We start from the raw sequence: 11622 nt of genomic DNA on the forward strand, positions 1-11622 counted from the left end.
GCTGTTGAACGCCGCACGCATCGAACTGCTCAGCCCACGGCTGGCGAACCAGATCGCCGCCGGTGAGGTGGTTGAACGCCCGGCCTCGGTGATCAAGGAACTGCTGGAAAACAGCCTCGATTCCGGTGCCAAACGCATCGACGTCGACGTTGAGCAGGGCGGCGTCAAGCTGTTGCGAGTGCGTGATGACGGCAGCGGCATTTCCGCCGACGATCTGCCGCTGGCCTTGGCCCGTCACGCCACCAGCAAGATTCGCAACCTCGAAGACCTCGAGCAGGTGATGAGCCTCGGTTTCCGTGGCGAGGCACTGGCGTCGATCAGCTCCGTGGCGCGCCTGACCCTGACCTCGCGCACCCGCGACGCCGATCAGGCCTGGCAGGTCGAGACCGAAGGTCGCGACATGGCACCTCGGGTTCAGCCGGCGGCACATCCTGTCGGTACGTCGGTGGAAGTGCGCGACCTGTTCTTCAATACCCCGGCGCGGCGCAAGTTTCTCAAGACCGAAAAAACCGAATTCGATCATCTGCAAGAAGTGATCAAGCGTCTGGCACTGGCGCGTTTTGACGTGGCTTTCCACCTGCGCCACAACGGCAAGACCATCCTCAGTCTTCACGAGGCCCACGATGACGCGGCCCGCGCCCGGCGTGTGGCGGCGATTTGCGGCTCAGGTTTTCTGGAGCAGGCGCTGCCGATCGAGATCGAGCGCAATGGCCTGCACCTGTGGGGCTGGGTCGGGTTGCCGACCTTCAACCGCAGTCAGGCGGATTTGCAGTATTTCTTCGTGAACGGCCGTGCGGTGCGCGACAAACTGGTGGCCCACGCGGTGCGCCAGGCTTATCGCGACGTGCTGTTCAATGGCCGTCATCCGACCTTCGCGCTGTTTTTCGAGGTCGATCCGGCGGCGGTCGACGTCAACGTGCACCCGACCAAACACGAAGTGCGCTTCCGTGACGGGCGCATGGTGCATGACTTCCTTTATGGCACGCTGCACCGCGCGCTGGGCGATGTGCGCCCGGAAGATCAGCTTGCCGGTTCTGTCACCACGGCCATTGTCCGCCCAACCGGCATCGAGGCGGGTGAGTTCGGCCCGCAAGGCGAAATGCGTCTGGCGGCCAATGCGCTGCTGGAGCAGCCGCAGGCGCAACCGGCGTTCAATACGTCGTCGGGTGCCAGTGCTGGCGGCGCTTATCAGTATCAGTACACGCCGCGGCCGCAATCCGCGGTGCCGCCAGCCGCTGAGGCGCAGGCTGCCTACCGCGAGTTTTTTGCGCCGCTGCCGGAAGCCAATGCCAACGCATTGCCGGCCGGTCAGGAGGATATTCCGCCACTCGGTTACGCACTGGCGCAGCTCAAGGGCATCTACATCTTGTCCGAGAACGCCCAGGGCCTGGTGCTGGTGGACATGCACGCCGCCCACGAGCGGATCATGTATGAGCGCTTGAAGATCGCCATGGCCAGTGAAGGCCTGAGCGGCCAGCCATTGCTGGTGCCAGAGTCGCTGGCGGTCAGTCAGCGTGAAGCCGATTGCGCCGAAGAGCATGCCGCGTGGTTCCAGCGCCTGGGCTTCGAACTGCAGCGTCTGGGCCCGGAAACCCTGGCGATCCGACAGATTCCGGCGCTGCTCAAACAGGCCGAGGCCAACCGTCTGGTGGGCGACGTGCTGTCGGACCTGATGGAATACGGCACCAGCGACCGGATTCAGGCGCACCTGAACGAACTGCTCGGGACCATGGCCTGCCACGGCGCGATCCGCGCCAATCGGCGTCTGGCCTTGCCGGAAATGAACGGCCTGCTGCGCGACATGGAAAACACTGAGCGCAGCGGTCAATGCAACCATGGCCGACCGACCTGGACCCAATTGGGTCTGGACGATCTGGACAAACTGTTCCTGCGCGGTCGTTGATGAGCCAGCTTCCTCCAGCGATTTTCCTGATGGGCCCGACCGCTGCGGGCAAGACCGACCTGGCCATCGAGCTGACCAAGGTGCTGCCATGCGAGCTGATCAGTGTCGATTCGGCGCTGGTTTATCGCGGCATGGACATCGGCACCGCCAAGCCTTCGAAAGAGCTGCTGGCCGAGTTTCCGCACCGTTTGATCGACATCCTCGACCCGGCGGAGGCCTATTCCGCCGCCGATTTCCGCCGCGATGCCCTGCAAGCCATGGCCGACATCACCGCGCGCGGGAAGATTCCGTTGCTGGTGGGCGGGACGATGCTCTATTACAAGGCGTTGGTCGAAGGGCTGGCGGACATGCCGGCGGCGGATCCCGAGGTCCGCGCGCAGATCGAAGAAGAAGCTGCACGCCTTGGCTGGCAAGCCCTGCACGAACAATTGGCGGTGATCGACCCGGAGTCAGCGGCGCGCATTCATCCCAACGATCCACAGCGTCTGAGTCGGGCGCTGGAGGTTTATCGGGTCAGCGGTCAGAGCATGACTGCGCTGCGTCAGCAACAATCTGCGCAAAGTACTGAAGCAGCCGCTTCGGGACGGCAACAATTGCCCTATACTGTCGCGAACTTGGCCATTGCTCCGGCAAATCGCCAGGTACTGCACGAGCGCATTAAACAAAGATTCACAAATATGCTGGAACAGGGGTTCATCGACGAGGTCGTAGCCCTGCGTAAAAGAAGTGACCTGCATTCGGGGTTGCCGTCTATACGTGCGGTAGGCTACCGCCAAGTCTGGGACTACCTGGACGGCAAGCTGTCGTTAGCCGAAATGCAGGAACGCGGCATCATTGCCACGCGTCAATTGGCCAAACGCCAGTTCACCTGGCTGCGCAGCTGGGAAGATCTGCACTGGCTGGACAGTCTTGATTGCGACAATCTGCCACGCGCCTTGAAATACCTTGGGACCATCTCCATATTGAGCTGAGTCCTTGCAATTGCCGTCTATCCTTGGGGGTGTGGCGGCCAAAGCCATCTGAATTACCTATTTTTATTATTGAATCCTTAAAGGAGTGCGGCACATGTCAAAAGGGCATTCGCTACAAGACCCTTACTTGAATACTTTACGTAAAGAGAAAGTTGGGGTTTCCATCTACCTGGTCAACGGTATCAAACTGCAGGGCACGATCGAGTCGTTCGACCAGTTCGTTATCCTGCTGAAAAACACCGTCAGCCAGATGGTTTACAAACACGCTATCTCTACAGTCGTGCCAGTACGTCCAATTCGTCTGCCTAGCGCAACCGAATCCGATGCAGGTGACGCTGAGCCAGGTAACGCCTGATAGGAGTCTCCTTTGTTCTTTGAGCGCCACGGTGGTGGTGAGCGAGTGATCCTCGTTCACTTGGATGGTCAGGACCCTGAGGCGCGCGAAGATCCGCAGGAGTTTCAGGAATTGGCTAATTCGGCGGGCGCCGAGACCGTTGCGTTTTTTAACGTACCGCGTCATCGGCCAACCGCCAAATTCCTGATTGGCAGCGGCAAGGTCGAGGAACTGCGCGACCTGGTCCATGCCGAAAAGGCCGATCTGGTGATTTTCAATCACATTCTCACGCCCAGTCAGGAACGTAACCTCGAACGTGTTTTCGAGTGTCGCGTGATCGACCGTACCGGCCTGATTCTCGATATTTTCGCCCAACGCGCGCGTACCCATGAAGGCAAGCTCCAGGTCGAACTGGCCCAGCTTGACCACATGAGCACCCGTCTGGTTCGTGGCTGGACTCACCTTGAGCGTCAGGGTGGCGGTATCGGCATGCGTGGCCCGGGTGAAACCCAGCTGGAAACCGACCGCCGTCTGCTGCGGGTTCGCCTGCGCCAGATCAAGGGCCGACTGGAAAAAGTCCGCAGCCAGCGCGAGCAATCGCGACGCGGTCGTTCGCGTGCCGATATCCCTACCGTATCTCTGGTGGGCTACACCAACGCCGGTAAGTCCACGCTGTTCAATAACGTGACCAAGTCCGAGGTGTACGCGGCTGACCAGTTGTTCGCCACACTGGACCCGACCTTGCGCCGTCTGGAACTGGACGACCTGGGGCCGATTGTTCTCGCGGACACCGTAGGTTTCATTCGCCACTTGCCACACAAGCTGGTCGAGGCATTTCGGTCTACGCTCGAAGAGTCGAGCAACTCCGACCTGCTGTTGCACGTGATCGATGCGGCCGAACCGGATCGCATGTTGCAGATCGAGCAAGTGATGGTAGTGCTGGGCGAGATCGGGGCCCAGGACTTGCCGATCCTGGAGGTATACAACAAACTCGATTTGCTTGAAGGCGTTGAGCCTCAGATCCAGCGCGATGCCGATGGCAAGCCGCAACGGGTCTGGTTGTCGGCGCGCGATGGCACGGGTCTGGAATTGCTTGAACAAGCCATTGCCGAGTTGCTGGGCAGTGATTTGTTCGTGGGGACATTGCGCCTGCCGCAACGGTTCGCTCGACTGCGTGCGCAGTTCTTCGAGCTCGGTGCGGTGCAGAAAGAAGAGCACGACGAAGAAGGCATCTGCCTGCTGGCCGTTCGTTTGCCCCGGGTCGAGTTGAATCGACTGGTAAGCCGCGAGGGATTGCAGCCGATGGAATTCATCGAGCAACACACTTTGCAATAAAAGCCTGGCAAAGCGGTTGTGCCGCAACGGCAGGCATTCTGTAGCATTGGTCGGCGCGCCGTGGGTGCGTCTTTGCTTTATCAGATGGAGAGCGCTATGGCTTGGAATGAGCCGGGTGGCAACTCGAATAATCAGGATCCTTGGGGTGGCAAGCGCCGCAATAACGGCGACCGCAAGGGGCCACCGGATCTCGACGAGGCCTTCCGAAAGCTGCAGGAAAGCCTGAACGGGTTGTTCGGTGGTGGTAAGAAACGCGGTGGTGATGACGGCGGTGGTTCGGGCAGGAGCGGTGGCGGCTTCGGCGGTCTGCTCGGCATCGGCCTCGTGGTGCTGGCGGCTGTCTGGCTGTACAGCGCGGTCTATGTGGTCGACGAGCAGGAGCAAGCCGTGGTGCTGCGCTTCGGCAAGTACTACGAGACGGTCGGCCCGGGCCTGAACATCTACTTCCCGCCGATCGATAAAAAGTACATGGAAAACGTCACGCGTGAGCGTGCGTACACCAAGCAGGGGCAGATGCTGACCGAAGACGAGAACATCGTCGAAGTGCCGCTGACCGTGCAGTACAAGATCACCAACCTGCAGGACTTCGTGCTGAACGTCGATCAGCCGGAAATCAGCCTGCAGCATGCGACTGACAGCGCCCTGCGCCACGTGGTGGGTTCCACCGCCATGGACCAGGTGCTGACCGAAGGTCGTGAATTGATGGCCAGCGAAATCAAGGAGCGTCTGCAACGCTTCCTCGATACCTATCGCACCGGTATCACCGTCACCCAGGTGAACGTACAGAACGCGGCAGCCCCGCGTGAAGTGCAGGAAGCTTTCGACGACGTGATCCGCGCCCGTGAAGACGAGCAGCGTTCGCGCAACCAGGCGGAAACCTACGCCAACGGCGTCGTGCCGGAAGCCCGTGGTCAGGCCCAGCGCATCCTCGAAGATGCCAATGGTTACCGTGACGAAACGATATCGCGCGCCAAGGGTGAGGCCGACCGCTTCACCAAGCTGGTCGCCGAGTATCGCAAGGCACCTGAAGTCACCCGCCAGCGTCTGTATCTGGACACCATGCAGGAAGTCTTCAGCAACACCAGCAAGGTACTCGTGACCGGCAACAAGAACGGCCAGAGCAACCTGCTTTACCTGCCGTTGGACAAGATGATTCAGAACAGCTCGGGTGGCAGCAATGCACCGGTGACCGGTTCGGCCGCTGCCAGCAACAACACGGACGTCGCGCCGCATGTCACTGACCTGCCGCAGACACGCACAAGGGAGACCCGCTGATGAGCAATAAATCGCTGATCGCCCTGATTGTTGGCGTCGTTGTGGTTCTGGTTGGCTGGAACTGCTTCTACATCGTGGCTCAGACCGAGCGCGCGGTGCTGCTGCAGTTCGGTCGTGTGGTTCAGGCCGATGTTCAGCCGGGTCTGCATGTGAAGGTGCCTTACGTTAACCAGGTGCGTAAATTTGACGCACGTCTGATGACGCTGGATGCACCGACACAGCGTTTCCTGACCCTGGAAAAGAAAGCCGTGATGGTCGATGCCTACGCCAAGTGGCGGGTGAAAGATGCCGAGCGCTTCTACACCGCGACGTCCGGCCTCAAGCAGATCGCCGACGAGCGTCTGTCCCGTCGTCTGGAATCGGGTCTGCGTGACCAGTTCGGTAAGCGCACCCTGCACGAAGTGGTGTCGGGTGAGCGTGATGCGTTGATGGCTGACATCACTGCATCGCTGAACTCGATGGCGGAAAAAGAGCTGGGTATCGAAGTAGTCGATGTCCGGGTCAAGGCCATCGATCTGCCGAAGGAAGTGAACCGCAGCGTGTTCGAGCGTATGAGCACCGAGCGTGAGCGTGAAGCCCGCGAGCACCGCGCCAAGGGTAACGAGCTGGCCGAAGGCATCCGTGCCGACGCCGATCGTCAGCGCCGCGTACTGCTGGCTGAAGCCTATCGTGAATCCGAAGAGGTTCGCGGTGACGGTGACGCCCAGGCCGCTGCGATCTACTCCAAGGCCTACGGTCAGGATCAGGAGTTCTACGGTTTCTACCGTAGCCTGCGCGCCTACCGTGAAAGCTTCGCGAACAAATCCGATGTCATGGTTCTCGACCCAAGCAGCGACTTCTTCCGTTACCTGGAAAAGTCCAAGCCTTGATACGGCGTTGACCTGAATCGCTCCGCCCGGCGGCTAAAACCTCGGGCGGGGTGATCCTTTGGGAAAACGTGTGTATGATGCGGCAGCCGGGAAATTCCCGGCTTTTTTGCGTCTGCACGTTTGATTGCTGTTTTTTGTTGCAGGCATCGGGTTGAATGGCCCGAGCGTTTTTCGAGGAAAGTGATGGGCGAAGCCGGTAACAGGCCTTTCGCCGCGTCGTTCATGCGCGTGCGTTTTGAACGGGTCGGTCATTTTCTGCTTCACTCAAGGCTCGCCCGCAGGCAGGCCGCCCGGATCAAAGGGGAATGGCGTAATGGCAACGGTAGACCGCTGGCTGCTGCCAGATGGCATCGAAGAAGTACTGCCACCGGAAGCGGCGCGCATTGAAGTCGCGCGTCGTCAGGTGTTGGATCTGTTCCAGAGCTGGGGTTACGAGTTTGTCGTGACTCCCCATATCGAGTACCTGGAATCCCTGCTGACCGGTGCGGGCCAGGACCTGGATCTGCGGACCTTCAAGGTCATCGACCCGCAGTCGGGCCGGCAGATGGGGTTCCGTGCCGACATCACGCCGCAAGTGGCGCGCATCGATGCGCACACCCTGCGTCGCGAAGGCCCGAGCCGTCTGTGCTACGCCGGCAGCGTGCTGCATGCCCAGCCGCGTGCACTGTCGTCCTCGCGCAGCCCGATCCAGTTGGGCGCCGAGTTGTACGGCGATGCCAGCCCGAGCAGCGACGTTGAAGTGATCAGCCTGATGCTGGCCATGTTGCAACTGGCCGATGTGCCGGATGTGCACATGGATCTCGGTCATGTCGGCATCTATCGTGGTCTGGCGCGTGCCGCCGGTCTGTCCGGTGAAGTCGAGCAGCAGTTGTTCGATGCGTTGCAACGCAAGGCCATCGACGAGGTCATTACCTTGACCGAAGGCCTGCCGGCCGATCTGTCCGACATGCTGCGGGCACTGGTCGACCTGTGTGGCGGACGTGAAGTGCTGGCCGCCGCCCGTGAGCGTTTGGCCAATGCACCGGCGCCGGTGCTGGCCGCGCTGGAAGACTTGCTGGCGATCGCCGAGCGTCTGTCAGTGCGTTTCCCGGATCTGCCGTTGTACTTCGATCTGGGCGAGCTGCGCGGCTATCACTACCACACCGGTGTGGTGTTCGCGGTGTTTGTACCAGGCGTGGGTCAGTCCATCGCTCAGGGTGGTCGTTACGATGACATCGGTGCCGACTTCGGTCGTGCCCGTCCGGCGACCGGCTTCTCTACCGATTTGAAAACCCTGGTGACCCTGGGGCGTGCTGAGATCGAGCTACCGTCTGGCGGTATCTGGATGCCTGACAGTACGGATGCGGCACTCTGGCAGCAGGTTTGCCAGTTGCGCAGTGAGGGTCAGCGTGTCGTTCAGGCGCTGCCTGGACAACCTTTGGCCGCCGCCCGTGATGCGGACTGCGACCGGCAATTGATTCAGCAGAACGGGCTTTGGCAAGTATCGCCACTGGCTTCTTGAGTTTTCCTGCCGGCCAACGCCGGCACCAAGTTTGCGCGAATGAGGACAAGTGTTATGGGTAAGAATGTCGTAGTCCTGGGCACCCAATGGGGTGATGAGGGCAAAGGCAAGATCGTTGATCTGCTGACCGAACATGCTGCCGCCGTAGTGCGCTACCAAGGTGGCCACAACGCTGGCCACACCCTGGTGATCGACGGCGAAAAAACCGTCTTGCACCTGATCCCGTCGGGCGTGCTGCGCGAAGGCGTGCAGTGCCTGATCGGCAACGGCGTGGTGGTTGCACCTGACGCCCTGCTGCGCGAGATCACCAAGCTGGAAGAGAAAGGCGTACCGGTGCGCGAGCGCCTGCGTATCAGCCCGTCCTGCCCGCTGATCCTGTCCTTCCACGTGGCGCTGGACCAGGCCCGTGAAAAGGCCCGTGGCGAGCTGAAGATCGGTACTACCGGTCGCGGCATCGGCCCGGCGTACGAAGACAAGGTTGCACGTCGTGGCCTGCGCGTTGGCGACCTGCTCAACATGCCGCGCTTCGAAGACAAGCTGCGTGAACTGGTGGACTACCACAACTTCATGCTGGTGGGTTACTACAAAGAGCCGGCCATCGAGTTCGAAAAGACTCTGGCCGAGTGCAAGGAATACGCTGAGCTGCTCAAGCCACTGATGCTGGACGTGACGGCCGAGCTGCACGACCTGCGCCGCGCCGGCAAAGACATCATGTTCGAAGGCGCCCAGGGTTCGTTGCTCGACATCGACCACGGTACCTATCCGTACGTGACCAGCTCCAACACCACCGCTGGTGGCGTGGCGACCGGTTCGGGCGTTGGCCCGATGTTCCTGGATTACATCCTGGGCATCACCAAGGCTTACACCACTCGCGTCGGTTCGGGCCCGTTCCCGACTGAGCTGTTTGACGAAGTCGGTGCGCACCTGGCCAAGCAAGGTCACGAGTTCGGCGCTACCACCGGCCGTGCCCGTCGTTGCGGCTGGTTCGATGCCGTTATCCTGCGTCGCGCTATCGATGTGAACAGCATTTCGGGTATCTGCCTGACCAAGCTGGACGTACTCGACGGTCTGGAAACCATCAACATCTGCACCGGCTACAAAGATGCACAAGGCAACGCCGTTGCTCCGACCGACGCTGACAGCTACGTAGGCCTGCAGCCTGTGTACGAAGAAGTGCCGGGCTGGACCGAATCGACCGTGGGCGCCAAGACCCTGGAAGAGCTGCCGGCTAACGCTCGTGCCTACATCAAACGCGTTGAAGCGTTGATCGGCGCGCCGATCGACATTATTTCGACGGGTCCGGATCGCAACGAAACCATCGTTCTGCGTCATCCGTTCGCTTGATAAGTCGTTGATGTAAAAAACAAAGGCCCCTTAATCGGGGCCTTTGTCGTTTATGCCGGTTGGACGGCATGACCTTTGCTGTAAATCTGTCTACAAGAGTGCCATCAAATTAATGGCGTCAGAAGTAGAGGGATTCACAGTGTCGGCCGTTCTCTCACTGTTACAAAGCCGTTTGTTGCGGCCCGTGTTCGTTACCCTTGGTATCGCCCTTTTGGTGCAAGTGCTCGTGGCGGTCGCCCTGACACGAAGCACGGTCACGGCGCTGGAGGCCGACCTCGGCGTTCGCCTGGGCGCCGACAGCCAGAAGCTCTCGGGCGAGCTGGAACAGGCCGGGCGTGAAGTCACGTCGAGTCTCGATAATCTGTCCTCAAGTACCCGCCAGCGTTTGACCGCCGGCTTGTCCGCGCGTCTGAAGGACGAGCAGGCACAGCTGCGTACGACTTTGGAAAAAGACCTGAAGGACTCGGCCAATGACATGGCCCAGTTGCTGGCCTCGGTCGCGCCTCGCGCCATGTGGGACAGCGACGTGCCGACCCTGTCCGAGTTCGCCCGGCGCGCCCAGCGCAATCCCAATGTGTTGTTCGTGGTCTACGACGACGCCACCGGGCAGCACCTGACCCGCTACCTCAACCGCGAAAACCCGATCAACAAGGCTCTGCTGGAAAAAGGCCAAGGCGAACGGGCACTGGACAAGGTGCTGGACGCGGCGAAAAACGATCCGTCGGTCTACTACCTCGAAGCCTCGATCAACCCCAATGGCGTGGAAATCGGCAAAGTGCTGATGGGCGTTTCGACGGCCTCGGTGGAAACCGATCTGGCCGCGCTCGACCAGCGCTTCTCGGCGCTGATCGCCAGCAGCGATCAACTGGTGGGCGACAGCCTCAAGGGCGCCGCCGCTGACAGCGCCGCAGCGATGCAGGCGCGCCTGCAGTCGGCGCAAACCACCGCGGCCGAGATGAAAGCCAACACCAGCAGCACCGTGCAGGACGCCGCTGCGACATTACGCTGGCGCATCGGCATGGGCCTGGCGCTGGTCGGCTGCGGCGTGCTGCTGTTGCTGGCGGTGGTGCTGGGGCATCGGGTGGTCAATCGTCTGAAGATGCTCAACGCGGCGATGGACGATCTGGCGGCGGGCGAGGGCGATCTGACCAAGCGCGTGCAGATCAACAGCAAGGACGAGATCGGCGACATGGCGTCGGCGGTCAATCGCTTTGTGGATAAGTTGCAGCCGATCGTGCGCGAGGCGGGTGACGTGGCCCAGCGTACCGGCGTGGAAATCGGCGCCATGACCCTGCGCAATGCCGGCGCCGACGCGGCGGCGGGGATGCAGCGCGATGAGGTGGCTGAGAGCCTGCGCGCGTTGTCGCAAATGGCCGACGAGGCGCAATCGGAAAGCCACGCGATGCAAGCGGCGTTGAAGCAGGTGGTGGACATCCGCCAGGCCACCGACGAAAACACCCGCACTTCAGCCAAGGTCGGCAGCCTGATCGAAGCGCTGGCCGGGCAGGTCGACACGGGGGCAAAAGTCATTGAGCGACTGGCGCAGCAGAGCGAACAGATTGAAGTGGTGCTGACGGTGATCCACGGCATCGCCGAGCAGACCAACCTGTTGGCGCTCAATGCGGCCATTGAAGCGGCACGGGCCGGCGAGACCGGGCGTGGTTTCGCAGTAGTGGCAGACGAAGTGCGCGCCTTGGCGAGCAAGACACAAAGCTCTACCGGCGATATTCAGGCGCACATCGTCGCGTTGCAGCAGGGCGCGCGTGAAGCGGTAGAAGCGATCGGTCAGGCCGGGCGTCAGGCCAGCGAAGGTTTGCTGGTGTTGCGCGACAGTGCGCGGTTGCAGCAATCGGTACAGGCGTCAGTCGAGCAGGTGCACGCGGCGATCGGCCTGGCCACGCAGGCAGCGGCGCATCAGGCGCAGGGCGCGCAAGCGGTGCGCGGGCGGGTCGAGACGATCCATGCCCAGGCCGAGAAAGCGGCTCAGGCGGTGGTGGAAACCACGGCGAGTGGCAAGGTGCTGGATGGCTTGGCGGCGCAGTTGAAGGCGAGCCTGGGGCAGTTCAGGGCCTAAGATCAAAAGATCGCAG

The 11622-nt window shown here is 61.2% G+C and carries 9 protein-coding genes; all 9 read left to right on the top strand.

The annotated features are described in order from the left end of the window. The first annotated feature begins 1 nt into the window (after position 1). The 9 genes from mutL to KKQ10_RS12975 all read left to right on the top strand — a co-directional run bounded on the left by mutL (position 2) and on the right by KKQ10_RS12975 (position 11606). Entirely contained in the window at positions 2 to 1903 is a 1902-nt protein-coding gene (mutL, locus tag KKQ10_RS12935; protein ID WP_215501409.1) for a DNA mismatch repair endonuclease MutL, read from the top strand. After that, complete coding sequence (gene miaA / locus KKQ10_RS12940) at positions 1903 to 2874, top strand: tRNA (adenosine(37)-N6)-dimethylallyltransferase MiaA (RefSeq protein ID WP_127649012.1); 972 nt, start codon at positions 1903 to 1905, stop codon at positions 2872 to 2874. Before mutL ends, miaA begins: the two co-directional genes overlap by 1 nt. Positions 2875 to 2968: 94 nt before the next feature. Continuing rightward, on the top strand, positions 2969 to 3229 hold the full coding sequence (gene hfq / locus KKQ10_RS12945) for an RNA chaperone Hfq (RefSeq protein ID WP_003221112.1): 261 nt from the start codon (positions 2969 to 2971) through the stop codon (positions 3227 to 3229). A gap of 12 nt (positions 3230 to 3241) precedes the next feature. Next, positions 3242 to 4543 carry a ribosome rescue GTPase HflX gene (gene hflX / locus KKQ10_RS12950; RefSeq protein WP_127649013.1) on the top strand — a complete coding sequence of 434 codons (1302 nt, stop codon included), beginning with the start codon at positions 3242 to 3244 and terminating at the stop codon, positions 4541 to 4543. A gap of 96 nt (positions 4544 to 4639) precedes the next feature. After that, positions 4640 to 5818, top strand: a complete 1179-nt coding sequence (hflK, locus tag KKQ10_RS12955) for an FtsH protease activity modulator HflK (RefSeq protein WP_064585707.1) — start codon at positions 4640 to 4642, stop codon at positions 5816 to 5818. After that, positions 5818 to 6687, top strand: coding sequence for a protease modulator HflC (gene hflC / locus KKQ10_RS12960; protein ID WP_025110148.1), 870 nt, complete (start codon positions 5818 to 5820; stop codon positions 6685 to 6687). The genes hflK and hflC overlap by 1 nt, the downstream gene beginning before the upstream one ends. A gap of 313 nt (positions 6688 to 7000) precedes the next feature. After that, complete coding sequence (locus KKQ10_RS12965) at positions 7001 to 8188, top strand: ATP phosphoribosyltransferase regulatory subunit (RefSeq protein WP_127649014.1); 1188 nt, start codon at positions 7001 to 7003, stop codon at positions 8186 to 8188. A 54-nt stretch (positions 8189 to 8242) separates the two neighbouring features. Continuing rightward, entirely contained in the window at positions 8243 to 9532 is a 1290-nt protein-coding gene (locus KKQ10_RS12970) for an adenylosuccinate synthase (RefSeq protein ID WP_127649015.1), read from the top strand. 139 nt (positions 9533 to 9671) lie between these two features. Next, positions 9672 to 11606 carry a methyl-accepting chemotaxis protein gene (locus KKQ10_RS12975; RefSeq protein ID WP_215501323.1) on the top strand — a complete coding sequence of 645 codons (1935 nt, stop codon included), beginning with the start codon at positions 9672 to 9674 and terminating at the stop codon, positions 11604 to 11606. Positions 11607 to 11622: the final 16 nt, after the last annotated feature.

Source organism: Pseudomonas sp. MG-9 (assembly GCF_018729515.1).
Classification (GTDB): domain Bacteria; phylum Pseudomonadota; class Gammaproteobacteria; order Pseudomonadales; family Pseudomonadaceae; genus Aquipseudomonas; species Aquipseudomonas serboccidentalis.

Excerpts from the sequence above, each read along its gene's own strand:
- hflC (WP_025110148.1), top strand. The coding sequence starts at position 5,818 with ATGAGCAATAAATCGCTGATCGCCCTGATTGTTGGCGTCGTTGTGGTT.
- KKQ10_RS12965 (WP_127649014.1), top strand. The coding sequence starts at position 7,001 with ATGGCAACGGTAGACCGCTGGCTGCTGCCAGATGGCATCGAAGAAGTA.
- hflK (WP_064585707.1), top strand. The coding sequence starts at position 4,640 with ATGGCTTGGAATGAGCCGGGTGGCAACTCGAATAATCAGGATCCTTGG.
- hfq (WP_003221112.1), top strand. The coding sequence starts at position 2,969 with ATGTCAAAAGGGCATTCGCTACAAGACCCTTACTTGAATACTTTACGT.
- KKQ10_RS12970 (WP_127649015.1), top strand. The coding sequence starts at position 8,243 with ATGGGTAAGAATGTCGTAGTCCTGGGCACCCAATGGGGTGATGAGGGC.
- miaA (WP_127649012.1), top strand. The coding sequence starts at position 1,903 with ATGAGCCAGCTTCCTCCAGCGATTTTCCTGATGGGCCCGACCGCTGCG.